This is a genomic window from Rhizobium sp. GW821-FHT14E12, from assembly GCF_058803745.1.
Genome location: NZ_JBXAPH010000003.1, coordinates 734,631 through 753,311, shown reverse-complemented (window position 1 = coordinate 753,311; position 18,681 = coordinate 734,631). Strand labels below are relative to the sequence as shown.

The following is an 18,681-nucleotide window of genomic DNA, read 5'->3' as shown; positions in this document are numbered from 1 at the left end:
TCGGCTTACTGTCAGCGGAAGACCCTCTCTGTGACGGAACGATGAATTTACGCGCAAGCATGCCCTTTTCCCCAGGCCGGGCATTCCGTCTTTACCCGATCTTTATTGTTGCCCTTGAAAGAATTGGCCCGCCGATTGTCGGCGTGGCGAGCGACCATTGGGGGGCGTTCGTTGCCATCCATAGGCTTGGGATTTTCGAGTGCGGGTCATTTCATGCATCGCCACGGAGCATAATCTGTGGCTCGTTCTTCTTGCGGCGTTCGTCTGCATCAGTGGCGGGTGGATAACCCTCAACCTCCTGCGGCGCGCTGAGACGACGCAGGGTCTTCAACGTAGCGGATGGCTGTTTTTGACCTCTGTGGCGGCTGGCTCCTCGGTCTGGTGCACCCATTTTATCGCCATGCTCGCCTATGAGGCCAAAGCGGCGATCACCTTCGGTCCGATCCTGACCATGGTGTCGCTGCTGGTAGCCGTGGCGGGCTGCGCCACCGGTTTTACGACCGCCTCCCTGCGCGGCTTCAGACTTGCTCCGGAAGCAGGCGGCATGATCATCGGCTTGGCAATCTCAGCCATGCATTACACCGGCATGATGGCCTATCACGTCGATGGCATCATCGAGTGGAACGTCGATTACGTGGTGAGCTCGATCATGCTGTCCATGGTTATCGCGGCATTCGCCTTCAGCCAGGCCATCCATCGACCTTGGCGCCATTCGCCGTTTCTGGCACTTGCGCTCTTCGTCCTCGCCGTCGTGACGCTTCATTTCACGGCGATGGCCGCCGTATCGCTCACGCCTTTGGCGACGGGTGTAACGGGCACCGATCCGCATGTGCTGCAGGCCATAGCCATTGCCGTCGCGGGCGTCGGCCTGCTCATCGTCGGCACCGGCGTCGCCAGCTACATGATCGACGAGCGCGCCACGCAGGAATCCATCCAGAAGCTCCAGCACATGGCGCTCAACGACCTGCTGACCGGCCTGCCCAATCGCGGCAGCTTTGCCGACCATCTCAACCAAGAGATGGAGCAGGCGGAGCGCGAGAATGCGAAGCTTGCCGTCATCGGCATCGACCTAGACCGCTTCAAGGAAATCAACGATCTTCGCGGACATAAGGCTGGCGACCAGGCTCTGAAGGCAATCGGACGCAGGCTCGCGCGGCTGGTGAAGGACGGCGAATTCGTTGCGCGTGTCGGCGGCGATGAATTTGCGGCCGTCAAGCGGTTCAACGGCCAAAACGAGCTGCTGGACTTCGTGACGCGCCTGGAAAAAACCATGTTCGAACCGATCCGGATCGACGATTTCGAGACGGTGACCGGCGCCAGTATCGGCGTCGCCGTCTATCCCGACGATGGACAGGATCAGGAGCGCCTTGTCAGCAATGCCGACCTGGCGATGTACCGCGCCAAGGCTGATATCGGGCGCGTCGTCTGCTTCTACGAATCCAAGATGGATGAAGCCGCCCGCGAACGCCATACGCTCGCCCAGGATCTGCGCCGCGCCGTCGAACTGGATCAGCTTGAGCTGCATTATCAGGTCCAAACCTCGGTTCGTACGGGCGAGGTTTGCGGATATGAGGTTCTGGCGCGCTGGAACCATCCCGAACGCGGCAAGGTGCCGCCGGCGGAATTCATTCCAATCGCGGAGGAAAGCGGTACTATCCTCGCAATCGGTGAATGGGTGCTGCGCACGGCTTGCGTGCAGGCTGCCTCCTGGGACAAGCGCTACAAGATCGCCGTCAACCTCTCGCCCGTCCAGTTTGCCCATGCCGATCTTGCCCGGCTTGTGCACGAAATCCTGCTCGAAACGGGGCTCTCGCCAAGCCGGCTGGAGCTCGAAATCACCGAGTCCACCATCATCGCCGACAAGACCCGCACGCTCCATGTGCTGCGCCAGATCAAGGCGCTGGGCGTGACCATCGCGATAGACGATTTCGGAACGGGCTATTCGTCGCTGGATACGTTGCGTTCGTTCCCCTTCGACAAGATCAAGCTCGACCGCTCCTTCATGAGCGAGGTGGAGGGCAGCATCCAGGCGAAAGCCATCGTGCGGGCGGTCCTGACGCTTGGCCGGAGCCTGGAAATCCCGGTCCTTGCCGAAGGGGTCGAGACAAACCACCAGCTCGAAATCCTGAAAATCGAAGGCTGTGACGAAGCACAGGGATTTTTCCTTGGGCGGCCAAAACCGGTCGGACAAATATTTCTGCCTGAGGAAACCATCGATGCCGAATTTCCGGCATCGTTTTCCGGCCGCATCCCGCCTGTTCGGATCAGACGTCGCTCGATCGCTTGAAGCAGGTCAAGCCGCGTGCAACTGAGCCGCTAGAGGAAATACCGGAGCTTTAGCGGCAACAGGGCGGCGCCAATGGCGCCAGCATCCCCTCGCGTCTCGCTAAGCACAAGCTTCGCTTCCCGCGGTCCGACATCATATCGATGAGCGCGCGAGAAGGACATATGCGCCCGCGCGATCATCATGCGCCCGAGTTCCTGCGGCAATTGCCCGCCGAACACGATCGCCTGCGGATCGAGCACGGCAATCAAAGTCGCAATCAACCGATCCAACATCGGCATTGTCTGCTCCAGCCACGCCTCGACGCCCGGCCAGGACGGATCGAAGCGCTGGTGCAACTCATCGATTGAATCGATGTCGATGCCGTTCTCCTGCAACATCCGGATCAGATACTGTAAGGCGGGCCGCTTTGGCGATTCATCCGGATTGTAAATGCCGCTGAATTCACCGGCATTGCCGTGAAAGCCGTAAAAGGGCTTGCCGTCCAGGATGAGGCCACCGCCGAAACCGTAGTTGAAGGACAGATAGGCGAAGGTCGAGCACCAGAGACCAGCACCGCGCAGGCTCTCGCCGATGGCACCCGTCGTCGCGTTGTTTTCCAGCCAGACCGGAAGCTCGAACGCGCGCTCAAGATCCGGGCGCAGATCGATGAGCGACCAGTCCCGCAGTGGCTCCGGTGCATTGAACTCGCGATTGTCCATGACGAAAAAACCCGACATCGAAAAGCCGAGCCCCACAAGGCGGTCACGCGATATGCCGTGCTTTTTCAGGATGGTTTCAAGGGTTTCCAGAAGCATGGCGATGGTTGCTCGCCGATCGCTCGGCACCATCCGCAGGGTTTCCTCAGCAACCACATTGCAGCCGAAATCGGCCAGATAGAGGATCGCTGAATCGGTATTGATCGAGATGCCGACGGAATAAACAGCCTCCTTCACCAGTTCAATCGTCGGGCTCGGCTGGCCGCGCGTCCCCTTGAGCGGCGCACCAGTGCGAAGAAGACCGCGATCCATCAGCGTTTCCACAAGACGATGCACCGACTGCTGGGTCAGATTGGTATGCGCCGTGATCGTGGAACGCGCAATCGGCTCGTGACGGCGCACGATATCGAGGATCATCCGTTCATTGTCGCTGGCAAGCGGCGACATGTCGAACCTGGGCGGGGAAGCAGTTTGCGTGGTCATGCCTCTGGCTTAGCCGCTCGGACGAAGGCTCGCAATCCACCACACCTTGCCCAGCGAAGCTTTTTTGATGGACTTGTCACAAATATTACACTTAAAGTGTATTAATAGCGACGAGAGCAATATTCCCTCTCGTTGGAGATCTTGATGACCATGAAATGTCTCGCCATCGGCGCGCTGATCCTGGCAACCGCCACGCTGACGGCGCATGCGGCCGACACGAACTTGAAGAATCTGGATTTCGATCTCTCCAAGGTCAACCGTGACAATTTCTACGACGTCGTCGTTCCTGTCGCCAAAGCCGAAGGCACCGTCACCATGTATAATTTCGCCGGAAGTTTCGGCGATACATGGAAGGAGCTGACCACTCGCTTCGAAGCGAAATACGGCATCAAGGTCAACTACACCGACGTTGTCGGCGATCAGGCAAACCAGCAGCTGATTGCCGTGCAGAAGGCAGGCCAGGATGCCCCGGTCGATGTCTATTTCGCCGGCGGTGGCGGTTATCCGCTGCTGTCGTCCACGGGCGTCGTCGGCAAGATCGCGCTGACGAAGATCCTGCCAAACATGGATCATTACGATCCCGTTCTGGCCGAGACCGTCTTCGGCAAGCCGCATGGCGGCGCCTTTCCGCTGGTCCACCTGAACCAGACGGCGATCGGTTATGATTCCGCCTTCGTCAAAGACACTGATCTGCCAAGGAATTTCGACGATCTACTCGCCTGGGCCGAGAAGAACCCGAAGCGGCTGGGCGTGACCCTACCGTCCAAGGGCGGCTCCGGCAGCGGTTTCATCTACTCGGTCGCACTCAACTATCTGAAAGGCGATTGCCGGGCCAAGCTGACGGACTATTCGCTGAGCCTCGAGCAGGCCGAGGACTGGGCGATGACGTCGGAGTGCCTTGAGCCGGTCTGGGATTACTACCGCAAGCTCCTCAAGGTATCGGAACTGACAAACGGCAATGCCGACACGCTGAACCTCATCAACAATCAGCAGCTCTACATGGGCACGGTCTGGGAAGATCAGGTCATAACCTTCCTTGCCAACAAGCAGCTTCCCGACAGCTGCCGCCTGACGCTGCTCGAAGGCGGCCAGGTCGGCTCGGGCGATGCGATCTTTGTGCCCGCCAATGCCAAGCATGTCGCCGCGGCCCTGCTTTTGATCGACATGGCCTTCAGCAAGGACTTCCAGACCTGGAAGCTCGAGCACAAGGCCTCCCGTTCGCCGCGCACTGATATCAGCGACGACCTGATCTCGGCCGAGACCCGGGTTCATGTCCTACCGGACAGCGTCTATCCGCGACTGTCGGCTACCGCCTTCTGGGATATGGCGACGGCGCTTTCCGAAGCGCTCAATGAAAAAGTGCTCAATCAGTAGCGGGAGCCGGACCGCTGCCGGACCGGACGTGGGGCGTCCGGTCCACCCCTCTTTCCAGAACCACGGAATGCCATGATGACCGCGCTAGAAATCAAAGATATTACCAAGGACTACGGCACGAGCCGCGCGCTCCATCCCGTATCGATCGATGTCGAGCGCGGCGAGTTCGTCACCATCCTCGGCCCCTCCGGCTGCGGCAAGTCCACGCTTCTGCGCATCCTGATGGGGATAAGCCGGCCGAGCACCGGCGAAATCCATCTCGCCGGACAAAGGATCGATGCTCTGCCTCCGGAGGCGCGTGACATTGCGATGGTCTTCCAGTCCTATGCGCTTTTCCCGCATATGACGGTCGGCAAGAACCTGGCTTTCGGCCTGCGGATGAAGCGCGTTGCCAAGCCTGAGCGGGCGCGGCGTATCGAACACGCGATCGACATCTGCAACCTGACGGGCCTTACCGACCGCATGCCACGGCAATTGTCGGGCGGACAGCAGCAGCGTGTGGCGCTTGCCCGCGCGATCGTCATGCAGCCGTCGCTGCTGCTCTTCGACGAGCCGCTCTCCAATCTCGACGCCAAGCTGCGCGATACGCTCCGCCACGAGCTCGTCGAGCTGCACCGCCGCATCGGTGCGACCAGCATCTATGTGACACACGACCAGTCGGAAGCCATGGCCATGTCCGACCGCATCGTCGTCATGAATGCCGGGCGGGTGGTCGAGACCGGCACGCCGCAGCAGCTCTACCGCGCTCCGAAAAAAGCCTTCACCGCGAGCTTCCTCGGCCAGACAAACCTTCTGTCCGTTGCCGCCGATGGTCTCAGCGCGCGCCTGCCCTGGGGCGAAATCATCGCGCTCGACGCACATGCCACTGGGCCGGCCCGTATTTCCGTCCGGCCTGAAGCCATGTCGGTTATATCCGATGGCCGCGCTCCCGGCGTCATCACCTCGGTCTCCTTCATGGGCGCCAATGTCCTTTATACGGTCGCCGTTGGTGACGTGACGCTCAAGGTCGCCCAGGCCGGCAACGATGCACTGCTCGCCCCCGGCACCCATGTCGCGATCGGTTTCCAAGGCGCCGCACACCTGCTCGACGAGCGGGAATTCGCGGGAGCTGCCTGATGCGCCCGATCCTCGGCAGCGACCGCGCAAGGCTCCTTCTGCTGCTGACGCCCGGCGTCGGCTATCTTCTCGCTTTCTTCGGCTGGCCGCTGCTGTCGGCACTGATCGGCAGCTTTCACATGGACGACGGCAGCTTCACGCTGCAATGGTACACGCGCATCTTTACCCGGCCATCAATGCTGCGCGGACTGTCGGTCTCGATCTATTACGGCGTTGCCCCAGTCATCGTCTCGCTGTTGGCCTCCATTCCGCTGGCGCTGTTGCTGCGCCGAAGCTTCCTCGGCCGCAAACTCTTCAACGGGCTCTATAAGCTGCCGATGGCCGTCCCCAGCATCATCGTTGCTCTGATGGTGATCATCGTTGCCGAACGCGGCGGCTTTCTCGACCGGCTGCTCACGCCGCTAGGTCTCGGCCTGCCCAAGCTCGTGCGCGATGACTGGGGCGTCGGCGTCATCCTTTCGACGGTGTGGAAGCAGATCCCCTTCATGACGCTGATCATCACCAGCGCCTTTGCCGCCGTTCCGGAAGATATCCGCCTGGCGGCACGCTCGCTCGGCGCCTCGCAAGCAAAGACCTTCCTCTTCGTCGAGGTGCCGCTCGCCATGCCCGGCATCACCGCGGCGATCCTTTTGACCTTCATCGGCTCGATGGGTTCCTACGCCATTCCCGACATCGTCGGCCCGCCGGTCGCGCGGCCACTCTCGGTGCTGATGGTCGCCGAATTCAGCCAGGGCAGGTTTCCCCAGGTCTATGCGATGGGGATGATTTTGAGCCTCTTCGCGATCGCCGTCCTAATTGCCTACTACACGCTGACCGCCAGAATCGGCCTCGGCTCTGCGCAGAAAGATACCTGATGAGCACGCTGGCCGACACCGCTCCCGCCCTGCCCCGTCGCCGCACCTTCACCGAGGACGATCGCGTCCTGGTCTCGGTTGGGCTCTACCTGATGCTGGCGCTCGTCATCGCCCTGCCACTGACGTTGATGTTTCTCTGGAGTATTGCCGACGGCTGGGCTCCGCCGCATGTCGTGCCGCAGAACTACACGCTCAGCCGTTGGCTGGACGTTCTCGCAGATGCCAATCTGTTGCGCGCGACGCTGAACAGCCTCGTCATCGCCATCGTCGTGACCTTCGCGACCGCAATCATCGCCCTGCCAACAGCCTGGGCCATGGCGCGCTTTCCGTTCCGGCTGAAACGTGTCGTGGAAATCTTCATCCTCGCGCCCATCATCATTCCCGGCCTCGTCGTTGCCGTCGGCATCGGCCAGATCTTCCTGCTGCTCGGCCTCTCCTATTCGATGGTCGGCGTCATTCTCGTCCAGATCGTCGGCACATTGCCGTTGATGATCCGGCTGATGACCGCCTCGCTCGAAACCATTCCGGACGACCTCATTCACGCAGCACGGTCGCTTGGCGCGGGAAGCGTCGGCGTTCTGGCGCACGTCATCCTGCCGCTTGCCGTGCCGGGATTGCTGGCCGGTGGGCTGCTTTCCTTCATCGGCAGCTTCGAGGAGTTCGACAAGTCCTTCATCGTCGGCGCGCCCGTCGTCCAGACGCTGCCGATCAAGCTCTACATGTTCCTCGACCCCTATTCGATGCAGCTGCCATTGGCATCGATCATCGCCTTCATCCTGCTCCTTCCTGCCCTGATCATCTTCGTTCTTGCCGGACGCATCCTGCGCGACGACCTGATGGCAGCGGGAATGGGCAAAATCTGATCCTCGTCCCAAACCCCAACCATCCGAAAGTTCTCCCCATGCTCAGCCAGACCGCTGCCTCCCGTTTCGCAGACATTTTCTCCCTCATGTCACGCAGCAACCCGGATATTCTCACCATCGCGCATCGCGGCCTCTGGACCGCAGCGCCGGAAAACTCGCTGACATCGATCCGCGACGCGGCAGCGCTCAATGTGGAAATCGTCGAGATCGACACGCAGGCGTCAGCGGATGGAAAACTTGTCGTCATTCACGACGCGACGCTTGACCGGACATCGACCGGCACCGGCGTTGTTAGCGCCTGCGATCTCGCGACAATCCGCAACGCACGCCTTCGCGCCGGTGGCGGCGGAGAGACGGCGACTGTGACCGACGAGCGTATTCCGACGCTGGAAGAAGCACTGGAAGAGGCGCGCGGTCGGATCTTCGTCAATATCGACACAAAATATCCGCGTGACTTGCCGCTGGTGATCGCCACGATCAAGCGCCTCGACATGCGGGATCAGATCATCATCAAGACCGATATCGAGCCGGCATCCGGCCATTTCCCGGTGATCGACGCCGACTGGTTCGGCTCCATCCCGCATATGCCGATGTTTCGCGTCAGGCCCGGACAGTTCGCGGAAGACCTGAAGCTGATCGAGCCATTGCGCGCACCAATGGTGGAGGTCAAGTTTTCCGACATTGCCGATCTTGCCGCCGGGCGTGAGGAACTGGAGCGCCAGAATATCCGCCTGTGGATCAATACGCTCGATGTCTCTCACAATCTCGATTTCAACGACAGTCGGGCACTCGTGGACCCCCAAGGCGTCTGGGGCGCCTTGGCCGAGGTAGGCGCCGGTGCCGTCCAGACGGATACGATTGTACCATTCAAGCAATGGCTGGCCGACCATGAGATCAAGAGGAACGCATGATGCCCATCGCCAACCAGCGTCTGTCACAGGCAAGCGCCATCATCGAGGAGGCGGCCGATAAGGCGCTGCATTTCTTTGCAGCGCACCAGACGGTCACCACCCTCACCAAAGGTGTACAGGACTTCGTTTCCGAGGCGGATATGACCGTCGAAAACTTCATCCGCGAACGGCTTGCCGAAGCCTTTCCCGGCGAAGCGATCGTCGGCGAGGAATTCGGCGGGCAGTCCGAAGGCTCTTATTGGATCATCGACCCGATCGACGGTACATCGAACTTCCTCCGTGGTTCACCACTCTGGGGAATTTCGCTCGGCTTTGTGCGCGATGGCCGTCCCGAACTCGGTATCGTTGCCATGCCGGTCATGGGCGAAATCTATGCGGCCGCCGATGGCACCGGCCTGCTGATGAACGGCAAGCCGCTTGTCCGCGCCAACCCCTTGGAGGACGTCCGCGTCATGTCGCTTGGCGACAACCCCGCAGAGGATTTCGACGATGCCGCCAGGTTTCAAGTGGGGTTGAGGCGTGCCGGCTGGGTCGTCGAAGCCTTCCACTCGACCTCCGTCTCCCTCGTCTTTGCCGCTCGCGGGGTTTTCGATGGGCATTTGCAGAAGGTGACGACGATGTGGGACATCGCCGGCGGCGCGGTGCTTGCTCGGGAGGCCGGGCTCGAGGTGCGGATCGGTGAAGACCCCGCAAGCCGCGTCCCATGGATCGCAGCCGGGACGCCGGCCTTGTTGGCGGCAACGGAACCGCTCTGGCCGGAGATCAGGACGGATACGGGTCTCTCTTGATCAAATAGCAGGCTGCGGGAAGAGCATGGTTAAGGTCCGAAGGGCCTCGCCGACCATCAAGCGAGGACTTCCCGCTGTTTGCCATACATCCGGCTCGCCCGCAGCAGGCGCTGCGAATAGGGGTGCTCGACCTCTCCCTTTCGCAGCCTTTCGATATCGACCTCTTCGATGATCTCACCGGCCTCCATGATGGCAACGCGGCTGCACATATGGGAGACGACAGCGAGATCGTGGCTGACGAGCAGATAGGTCAGGCCGCGTTCACGGCGCAGGTCGTCCAACAGGTTGAGGATTTCGGCCTGGACCGAGACGTCGAGCGCGGAGGTCGGTTCGTCGAGCAGCAGGACGGCGGGGTTGAGAACTAGCGCGCGGGCAATGGCGACGCGCTGGCGTTGTCCGCCCGAGAGCTGATGCGGAAACCGGTAGCTGAGCGACGGATCGAGGCCGACGGAGCGCAGCAGGGCATCGACATCCATCAAACCGGTGGCAATCCCCTGGTTGCGGAGCGGCTCCTTGAGCTGAGAGCGGATCGTCTTGCGGGGATGGAGCGATCCGTAGGGGTCCTGAAACACCATCTGCACCCGACGGAAGAACGGCCGGTCGCGCTGTCGATCCAGAATGTCGCCGTCCAGCTCGATGCTGCCTTGGTAATTCGGATTGAGACCGGATATGGCGCGCAGCACCGTGGATTTTCCGCAGCCGGATTCACCAACCAGACCGAAGGCCGTGCCCTTCTCGACGCCGAAGCTGACGTTCCTCACGACCGGCCTCTGGCCGGCGGCGAAACGGATGGTGAGATTGTCGATTTCGATCATCGCGCTCTCTCCAGGATCTTGCCGTCGAGCCAGGATGGATCACGCTTCAAGATCGGCAGGCGGGCCGGCGGATCGTCGATCGACGGCAGCGAGGCGAGCAACCCTTGCGTATAGGGGTGCCTGGCCTTGTCGAGGTCTCGCGCCTCCAGGACCTCGACGACCCGCCCGGCATACATGATCAGCACGCGGTCACAGAAATTCCGCACAAGGTTCAGGTCATGACTGATGAAGATCAGGCCGAGATTGCGCCGCGCGACAAGTTCGTCCAGCAGGGCGAGGATTTCCAGCCGCACAGTGACATCGAGGGCCGATGTCGGCTCGTCGGCGATCAGAACTTCAGGCTCGGCAATCAGCATCATGGCGATCATCACGCGCTGGCCCATGCCGCCCGATATCTCGTGCGGATAGAGCCGGGCCACCCGTTCGACATCGCGGATCTTCACCGCATCGAGCATCTCGAGCGTTTGACCGTAGGCCTGCTTCGCGCTCGCCTTGGGATAATGCAGGCGATAGGTCTCGGCGATCTGCTCTCCGATCCGCATGACCGGATTGAGTGAATATTTCGGGTCCTGCAGAATGAGCCCGATCCGCCGTCCGCGGATCGTCATCATCTTGCGCTCGTCCACTTTCAGCAGGTCCACGTCGCGAAAACTCATCCGCTCGGCGCTGAACATTGCCGTCGGCGGCAGCAGCCGCATGATGGCACGGCCGACCGTCGATTTGCCCGAGCCGGATTCGCCGACAATCCCGAGCTTTTCCTGCCCGAGCGAAAAACTGACGCCGCGCACGGCCCGCACGGAACCGCCGCCGAAGGCGATCTCGAGATTGTGGATATCGATGAGGGAAGAGCTCATTCTGCACCTCTCGGATCAAGGACATCGCGCAGCGCATCGCCGACGAGGTTGAAGGCAAGGCTCACCAGCGCGATGGCGATGCCGGGAGCTGCGATGACCCAGGGGCTGTCGAGCATGAACTCGCGACCGGTGGCCGCCATCGACCCCCATTCCGGCCAGGGCGGCTGAGCGCCGAGGCCGAGAAAGCCGAGGCCGGCGGCGGTGATGATGATACCGGCCATGTTGAGCGTCACGCGCACGATCACCGAGGGAATGCACATTGGCAGAATGTGGCGGGTGATGATCGCCAAGGGCGTCGCGCCCTGCAGACGCACGGCGGCGATGAAATCCGCCTTGCGCAGGCTGAGCGTTTCGGCGCGCGCGAGCCTTGCGATCGGCGGCCATGCCGTCAGCGAGATCGCGATGATCGCATTGGTGATGCCGGGGCCGAGCGCCGCCGCGAACCCCAGCGCCAGCACCAGGCCTGGAAAGGACAGGAAGATGTCGGTGATCCGCATCAGGATTTCGTCGACAATGCCGCCGAAATAGCCGGAGCAGGTGCCGATCAGCAGGCCCAGGGGCGCGACGATGACCGAGACGAGCATGATGATATAGAGCGTCGTGCGCCCGCCATAGACGATGCGGGCAAAGACGTCGCGGCCGAAATTGTCGGTGCCGAGCCAATGTTCGACCGATGGCGGCGCAAGCCGTCCCGCCATGTCCTGCACGATCGGATCATATCGCGTCAGCAAGGGCGCTGCGATGGCGACAAGGATCAGCAGGACGATGATAGCAAGCCCGAGAAGGCCGAGCGGATGCAGGCGGAACTTCAGCCAGCCCTGGTGGAATTGCTGCACGGACGACTGGAACCAGCCCTGGGGTTCCGGCGCAAGCAGCCATTTGCGAAAGCCGTTGCCGCTGGGGCGATCTGTGTGTTCGGCGGAGATCGTCATCGGCGTCACCGTGTCCTTGGATCAAGAATGCGATAGAGCACATCCGAAATGATGTTGATGGTGAGGAAGACGGCGCCAATCGTCAGCACCGCACCCATGACAACGTTCATGTCGTTCATCTGCAGGCCGCGCGTCAGGTACTGGCCAAGGCCGGGCCAGCCGAAAACCGTCTCGATCAGCACCGCGCCCTCCAGCAGTCCGCCGAAGGTCAGCGCCATGATCGTCAGCAACTGCACCCGGATATTCCGGAAGGCATGGCGCCAGACGACCTTGCGCCGTCCAAGCCCCTTTGCTCTGGCCGTCACGATATATTCCTGGCCGAGCTGCTCCAGCATGAAGCTGCGAGACATGCGGCAGATATAGGCGACGGAATAATAGCCAAGGATCGCGCCCGGCAGGATGATGTGATTGAGCGCGCTCTGGAACACGTCCCACTGCCCTTCCATGGCGGAATCGATCAGCAGAAAGCCGGTAACTGGCGTCACAAGCCCCTCGTACAACACATCGACCCGGCCCGACGCGCCGACGAGCTGGAGCTTGGCGTAAAAGATGAAGAGAGCCATCAACCCCATCCAGAAGATCGGAATGGAATGGCCGGCAAGGGCGACGATGCGCGCGACGTGGTCGATGACAGTGCCGCGTCGGACGGCTGCGGTAATCCCGAGCGGAACGCCGACGAGAATGCCGATGATCATGGCGATGATGGCAAGCTCGATGGTCGCCGGGAAAATGCTCATGAGATCGGTCAGGATCGGCTGGCCGGTCGTGGCCGAGGTGCCGAGATCGCCTGTCGCGATCTTGCGCACATAGGTGAGGAACTGCATCCAGATCGGCTCGCCTAGCCCCAGCTCATTATAGACGCGATCATAGACCGCCTTGCTCACTTCCGACCCTGTGATGGCAAGCACCGGGTCGGCGGGAAGCAGGCGCCCCATCGAAAAAGTGAGGAACAGCAGACCGAGCAGCGTGGTGACGATCGCCACGGCACGGCCTGCCAATCGCCGCAGGAGGGCGATCAGCGGATGGGGCGGCGTATCCGCGAACGCATCCTGATGCACACTGCCGCGGGAATCGCGTTTCGATGTCAGCTCGACGCTCGTCACCAGCATCTACTCCTTCGTCACGTCATGCCAGCGCGTCGACCAGGTCGTATGCCCATGGTAGCCCTTGATGTTGGCGCGCATGACATAGGGGTCGGTGCGCTGGAAGAAGATGATCAGCGGCGAGTCCATGCCGCCATAGATGCCGTCCATCTTCTTGAAGAGGTCGGTACGCTTGGCGGTATCGCGCTCCTTCATCGACTGATCGACCAGCGTGTTGAGTTCGTCCACCTTCATACCGGCCCGCCAAAGATAGTAGCTGCCGAGACGCGCATCGTCGCTGTTGTCAGGGTTATAGGCATATTGCGTGGCGACGGCGAAAGGATCGGGGAGCCGGGCGCCGGAATTGCCGAACAGGACCTGGTATTTGCGCTCGCGGAACGCGGGAATGAATTCGCCCGGCACCAGATCGAGATCGATACCGGCGGTGCGGGCACTTGCCTGCAGTGCCTCGGTGAAGGGCAAGGCCGCCGCCCCCGATGGATTAAGCACCTTTTTCAGACCGTTCGGATAGCCTGCCTCGGCCAGCAATTGCTTGGCCTTCGCCGGATCGTAGTCATAGCGCGACGTCGCATCCTCCGGCGCCCCGATCATCCCGCGCGGGATCATCGACTGCCATGGAAAGCCGGTGTAGCGCATGATGTTGCCGGAAATCGCCTTCCAGTCGAAGGCATGCTGGAACGCCTCGCGGACCTTGGGTTTCTGCAGGTCCGGGTCCTTCTGGTTGAGCGCGATATAATAGAAGCCGAGCCCCGGCACATTGTCGATCACCACGGCCTTGTTGGTGGCGAGCGCATCGAGATCGCCGCTTGAAACATATTGTCCGATATCGACGTCGCCGGCTTCGATCTGCAGCCGCAGATTGCCCGATTCCGGGATGTGGCGGGCAACGACGCGCGTCATGGCCGGAGCCCCGCCCCAATAATTCTTGCGAGCATTGAAGATCGCGACATCGTTCGGCCGCCACTGCGCCAGCGCAAACGGCCCGCTGCCGGCAGAATTAGCCGAGAGCCATGTGCCGCCGAAATCGCCATTGGCCTCATGCGACAGGGCCGTCTTCTTGTCGATGATGCCGATCGACGATCCGGCAAGCGAATAGAGCACGAGATCGGTATTGACGGCCTGCGGCAGCTCGATCTCCAGCGTGTGGGCATCCTTGGCGCGGATCAGCTTGTCGACGTTCTCGGTCGTGAAGCCCCAGGGCGCGATATCGGTGGAGCCGACCTGCCCCATCTTGATGACACGCTGAATAGACCAGGCGGCATCTTCCGCCGTGACCGGATTGCCGCTCTGGAAGACGGCATCGTCACGCAGGGTGAGCGTGATAACTTTGCCGTCGGGCGAAACGCTCCATTTCGTGGCGAGCATCGGCTTCAGCGTCTGGAGATCGTCCGGAGAGAGCTGCACCAGATTGTCGTAGAGATTGGAGATCAGCTCCGACACCGTGCGTGCATTGTTTTGCGCCGGGTCAAGTGTGCGGATGCCTGTGAGATTGGTGCCGATCACCAGCATGTTTGGCGGCGATGCCGCGAGGGACGGCTGCGCGGCAATCAAGACACTGGCGATTGCGACAGATGTCAGCAAGCTCTTCAACATTTCAAGACCTCCCAATCTTTTTGCATGGGCAGCACCCACGCCTTTTGCAGTCTGTAGCAGCGGACAGGCTCGGCGCGCTTACCCCTCCCAGTCCTTCAGCAGACGATGCAGTTCCTCCCGGTCCTTCTGATCGAGCTGCGGCAATCCCGGCACGCGCACGGGGCCGACATCGAGACCCGAATAGGTCACCGCCTCCTTGACCACCGTAACGTTGGCACCGTTGCGGAATTTCGTACGCATGCGTTCGAACGGCTCGAGCTTGTTGACGATCGCGCGCGCCGCAGCGAAATCGCCCCTGTCCAGAGCATCGAGGACGGCAAGCGACAATTGCGGCGCGACATTGACCAGGCCAGAGGTAAAGCCGCGCGCGCCGGCGGCGGTGAAGGTCGGCGCCCAGCTCTCGGCGAGACCGCAGACGAAGAGCGCGCCGGCCGGGTCCGAGGCTGCGATCGCCCTGGAGAGAAGCATCAGATCCGTCGTCGCGAATTTGATGCCGGCAATGTTGGCATGACCGGCAAGGCGCACCATGTCGTCGACGCTGAAACCGTCGGCGCGCACATAGGCCACCAGCGGCAAGGGCGAGGCTTCCGCAAGATCGCAGAAATAGTCGATCTGGGCCGCAGGTGCGGCAAAGGGATCGACGGGCTGATGCGACATGACCGCGGATGCACCGATCACAGCGGCATTCTTTGCCATTGCGATCGCCTCGCGCAAGGATCTGCCGATCGCCGCCGTCACCGGCGCCTTGCCGTCGACGCCCGCAACCGCCGCCTCGTGGACATGGCGGATTTCCTCGGGCGTCAGGGCATAGAATTCACCGGTATTTCCCGCCGCGACGATATTGTGGATGCCGGCAGCGGCGACCCGATGATAGACCTTCGCCGTGATCCGGGGGGCGACCTCGCCCCTATCGTCATAAGCCGTCACGGGAACGCCCGACACACCTTTCAGCGCCTGACGTATGGTTGCGATACTCATCTTCTTCCCCTTGTTGGCTCTCCGCCGATGATTGAAATGGAAGGGCGCTGGGGCCGGTCACAGCCGGTCGTCGCATCATCCCTTCCTCCCACTGCTGCTCAGACCCCCTGGAACATGCGGGCGCGAGCGTTCAATATATGCCGCTTCATCGCGTCATGCGCCTCTGTCTCCTGTCGCTCGAAGATCGCCTTGACGATCACCGCATGCTCGTCCTGGACTGTGCGTATCTGCTCGGCCGTGCGCTTGAGGCTCAGGCTTCGCGTGACGGAATGCCCAATGGCGAAATGCGGCTTGAACCATTCGCGAAGCGTGATGTGAAACTGGTTTCCGGTTGCCATGGCAATCGCGTCGTGCAGCGCCTGATCTTCCTCGGCGCCAAGCTTGCCGTCACTCAGGCACTGCTCGATGTTGAAAAGAGCGGCTGAAATTCGTTCCTTGTCCGCCGGCTGCCAGTTGCGCGCGGCCAGTTCGGCCGCTTCCGCCTCGAGGCCGGCGCGAAACTCGAAAAACCGCTGCACATCGGCAAGAGAGCCGACCGGCACCATCTTCAGCACGGACGAATCCGGCCGTTGCCGCACATAGGAACCCGACCCCTTGCGCGAAACGATCAGGCCATCGCCCCTCAGGCGCTCCAGCGCCTCGCGGATGACCGGCCTCGATGCCCCGAACATGACGGCAAGCTTTTCCTCCGACGGCAATCTTTCGTTCACCGGGAAGTTTCCGTCCGCGATCATGCCCACGATCTTCTCGTAGATGATGTCGCCGAAGCGCGTTGCGCCCCCGTCCGATTCAGTGACGGCCGACAATGTCATCATCATCCTTTGTTTTGCCGCCCGGCGACAAGGTTCAACCCATTTCTAGGCGGCAGGGCTACTAAATCTGTCAATATCTGTCAACTCTTGTAATTATCTGAGAACGTATCTATGGTCTGCTCGCGGCGCCAAAAGGACGCCTTGCGATGGGTTGGGAGCCTGTCGCGCCGGTTCAGACAAAGTCATGCCGGCATCAAACGGGAGGGATATGGATGCGCGATAAAATACTGTCTCGCGGCGTGACACGTCGCGCCGTTCTCGGGGGCATGGCAGGCGTTGCGGCCTTGTCCCTTGCCGGTCGAGCCGCTGCCGCGGGCGGCGAAGCCCCCGCATTGGCCGAGCTCGTCAAGGGCGGAAAGCTGCCGCCGCTCGCCGACCGGCTGCCGAAAAAGCCGATGGTCGTGACACCCTTCGAAAAGGTCGGCACCTATGGCGGAACCCTTCGCCGCGGCCTCAGAGGCTCGTCGGACCATAACGGCATCCTGCGCATGGTGGGCAATCAAAGCCTCGTGCGCTGGAACATGGAATTCACCAAGGTTCTGCCCAATCTTGCCGAGCGCTGGGACGTTAATGACGACGCCTCGCAATTCACCTTCCACCTGATCGAAGGCGCGCGCTGGTCGGACGGTCATCCCTTTACTGCCGACGACGTCGTTTTCGCCATCGAAGACTGCGTCAAGAACACCGATCTTTATAGCGCAGCACCGGCGCAGTTGTCGGTTGCGGGCAAGGTGGTCAATGTCGAGAAGATCGACGACTTCACGGTGAAATTCACCTTTGCAGCGCCGAATGCGCTCTATCTGGAAAACCTTGCTACGCCGCTCGGCCAGCATCCGACGCTGTTTCCGAAACATTACTGCAGCCAGTTCCTGCCGAAATACAATCCGAACGTCGCCGAGGACGCGAAGAAGGCGGGCGCCAGCAGCTGGCCCGAGCTTTTCCGGGCACGCTGCGGCGATATCGAGATCCCGTCGCGCTGGGGCAATGTCGACAAGCCGACGCTTGATCCCTGGGTCGTCAAGGAGCCCTATACCGGCGGTGCGACACGCGTGGTCATGACCCGCAACCCCTATTTCTGGCAGGTCGACACCGAGGGTAACCAGCTTCCCTATATCGACGAGATCAACTTCGGCATTTCGCAGGACGTCGAATCCCTGATGCTGAACGTCATCTCGGGAAAGATCGACATTCAAGAACGCCATATCAGCGTGCTCGCCAACAAGCCGACGCTCTCGCAGAACATGAAGAAGGGCGATTATCGCCTTTTAACGCTCGTGCCCTCCACCTCGCAGCAATGCCAGATCTACTTCAACATCACCCACAAAGACCCGGCGATGCGCAAGATGTTCGCGGACAAGTCGTTCCGGCAGGCGCTGTCACTCGGCATCAACCGGCCGGAGGTGATCGACATCGTCTATTTCGGCCAGAGCGAAGGCTATCAGGCCGGGCCGCGCCCCGAGCACCCCTGGTACCACGAAAAGCTCGCGCGCCAATTCACCGAATATGATGCCGACAAGGCGGGCGCGATGCTGGACAAGGCAGGCTACGACAAAAAGGACGGCAACGGATTCCGTCTGAGGCCGGACGGCCAGAAAATCTTCTTTGCCATCGACGTCATCCCGACGCTCTATCCAGATCTCGTCGACGCGCTGGAGCTGGTGAAGGCGCATTGGGCACAGATCGGCATCGACATGAAGGTCAACACGATCGAGCGCGCGCTCTACTACACGCGCGGCGACGACAACGCCCATGATGCGCAGGTCTGGCCGGGGCCGGGCGGCCTCGACCCGATGCTCGACCCGCGCGACTTCTTCGCCTTCCACCCGCAAGGCTCGCGTTACGCCATTCCATGGTCAGTCTGGTACACCTCGAACGGCAAGCAGGGCGAGGAACCGCCGGAGAGCCAGAAGAAGCGCATGAAGCTCTTCGACGAAGCGCGCTCAACCGCCGATCTCGACAAGCGCGGTGCGGCCATGAAGCAGATCTTCGATATCGCCGCAGAGGAATTCGAGACCGTCGGCCTGTGCCTTGCCGTCGGCGGCTTCGGTATCATCCGCAACAATCTGCGCAATGTGCCGGAGAAGCAGCCCGACAGCTGGTCCTGGCCAAATCCCGGGCCGGCACTGCCGCAGCAATTTACCTTCACAAGCTGATTTTGCCGACCCAGCGCCGCCCCTAGCGGGCGGCACTATTTTCAAGCGCGCCGCTCAACGCGAATGATGG

16 protein-coding genes are annotated in these 18,681 nt (G+C 61.4%); 8 read left to right on the top strand and 8 right to left on the bottom strand.

Translation table 11 applies throughout. The annotated features are described in order from the left end of the window. Positions 1–199: 199 nt before the first annotated feature. Positions 200–2,287 (top strand): putative bifunctional diguanylate cyclase/phosphodiesterase, encoded by a 2,088-nt coding sequence (locus AC1RO0_RS16725; RefSeq protein ID WP_498594004.1) that lies wholly within the window; start codon positions 200–202, stop codon positions 2,285–2,287. A 29-nt stretch (positions 2,288–2,316) separates the two neighbouring features. Here AC1RO0_RS16725 and AC1RO0_RS16720 read toward each other — a convergent pair whose 3' ends face one another. Next, positions 2,317–3,465, bottom strand: coding sequence for an ROK family transcriptional regulator (locus AC1RO0_RS16720; RefSeq protein WP_498594003.1), 1,149 nt, complete (start codon positions 3,463–3,465; stop codon positions 2,317–2,319). 144 nt (positions 3,466–3,609) lie between these two features. Here AC1RO0_RS16720 and AC1RO0_RS16715 point away from each other — a divergent pair, with 144 nt between their 5' ends. The 6 genes from AC1RO0_RS16715 (at position 3,610) to AC1RO0_RS16690 (ending at position 9,371) form a co-directional block, all read left to right on the top strand. After that, positions 3,610–4,839, top strand: a complete 1,230-nt coding sequence (locus AC1RO0_RS16715) for an extracellular solute-binding protein (RefSeq protein ID WP_498594002.1) — start codon at positions 3,610–3,612, stop codon at positions 4,837–4,839. Positions 4,840–4,914: 75 nt separating this feature from the next. Continuing rightward, entirely contained in the window at positions 4,915–5,955 is a 1,041-nt protein-coding gene (locus AC1RO0_RS16710; RefSeq protein ID WP_498594001.1) for an ABC transporter ATP-binding protein, read from the top strand. Beyond that, positions 5,955–6,809, top strand: a complete 855-nt coding sequence (locus AC1RO0_RS16705) for an ABC transporter permease (protein ID WP_498594000.1) — start codon at positions 5,955–5,957, stop codon at positions 6,807–6,809. Before AC1RO0_RS16710 ends, AC1RO0_RS16705 begins: the two co-directional genes overlap by 1 nt. After that, on the top strand, positions 6,809–7,672 hold the full coding sequence (locus AC1RO0_RS16700) for an ABC transporter permease (RefSeq protein WP_498593999.1): 864 nt from the start codon (positions 6,809–6,811) through the stop codon (positions 7,670–7,672). Before AC1RO0_RS16705 ends, AC1RO0_RS16700 begins: the two co-directional genes overlap by 1 nt. Before the next feature lie 38 nt (positions 7,673–7,710). Next, complete coding sequence (locus AC1RO0_RS16695; RefSeq protein WP_498593998.1) at positions 7,711–8,583, top strand: glycerophosphodiester phosphodiesterase family protein; 873 nt, start codon at positions 7,711–7,713, stop codon at positions 8,581–8,583. Further along, complete coding sequence (locus AC1RO0_RS16690; RefSeq protein ID WP_498594040.1) at positions 8,583–9,371, top strand: inositol monophosphatase family protein; 789 nt, start codon at positions 8,583–8,585, stop codon at positions 9,369–9,371. The genes AC1RO0_RS16695 and AC1RO0_RS16690 overlap by 1 nt, the downstream gene beginning before the upstream one ends. A 56-nt stretch (positions 9,372–9,427) precedes the next feature. Here AC1RO0_RS16690 and AC1RO0_RS16685 read toward each other — a convergent pair whose 3' ends face one another. The 7 genes from AC1RO0_RS16685 to AC1RO0_RS16655 all read right to left on the bottom strand — a co-directional run bounded on the left by AC1RO0_RS16685 (position 9,428) and on the right by AC1RO0_RS16655 (position 16,458). Further along, positions 9,428–10,186, bottom strand: coding sequence for an ABC transporter ATP-binding protein (locus AC1RO0_RS16685; protein WP_498593997.1), 759 nt, complete (start codon positions 10,184–10,186; stop codon positions 9,428–9,430). After that, positions 10,183–11,040 (bottom strand): ABC transporter ATP-binding protein, encoded by an 858-nt coding sequence (locus tag AC1RO0_RS16680; RefSeq protein ID WP_498593996.1) that lies wholly within the window; start codon positions 11,038–11,040, stop codon positions 10,183–10,185. Before AC1RO0_RS16680 ends, AC1RO0_RS16685 begins: the two co-directional genes overlap by 4 nt. Continuing rightward, complete coding sequence (locus AC1RO0_RS16675; protein ID WP_498593995.1) at positions 11,037–11,972, bottom strand: ABC transporter permease; 936 nt, start codon at positions 11,970–11,972, stop codon at positions 11,037–11,039. Before AC1RO0_RS16675 ends, AC1RO0_RS16680 begins: the two co-directional genes overlap by 4 nt. A gap of 5 nt (positions 11,973–11,977) precedes the next feature. Next, the gene (locus AC1RO0_RS16670) at positions 11,978–13,081 is read right to left on the bottom strand and encodes an ABC transporter permease (protein WP_498593994.1); all 1,104 of its coding nucleotides are present in this window, start codon (positions 13,079–13,081) and stop codon (positions 11,978–11,980) included. Continuing rightward, complete coding sequence (locus AC1RO0_RS16665; RefSeq protein WP_498593993.1) at positions 13,082–14,668, bottom strand: ABC transporter substrate-binding protein; 1,587 nt, start codon at positions 14,666–14,668, stop codon at positions 13,082–13,084. It lies immediately after the preceding gene. Positions 14,669–14,746: 78 nt separating this feature from the next. Continuing rightward, on the bottom strand, positions 14,747–15,646 hold the full coding sequence (locus tag AC1RO0_RS16660) for a dihydrodipicolinate synthase family protein (protein ID WP_498593992.1): 900 nt from the start codon (positions 15,644–15,646) through the stop codon (positions 14,747–14,749). Between the two features lie 98 nt (positions 15,647–15,744). Next, entirely contained in the window at positions 15,745–16,458 is a 714-nt protein-coding gene (locus AC1RO0_RS16655; RefSeq protein ID WP_498593991.1) for a FadR/GntR family transcriptional regulator, read from the bottom strand. A 212-nt stretch (positions 16,459–16,670) separates the two neighbouring features. Here AC1RO0_RS16655 and AC1RO0_RS16650 point away from each other — a divergent pair, with 212 nt between their 5' ends. Continuing rightward, the gene (locus tag AC1RO0_RS16650) at positions 16,671–18,611 is read left to right on the top strand and encodes an ABC transporter substrate-binding protein (RefSeq protein WP_498593990.1); all 1,941 of its coding nucleotides are present in this window, start codon (positions 16,671–16,673) and stop codon (positions 18,609–18,611) included. Positions 18,612–18,681: the final 70 nt, after the last annotated feature.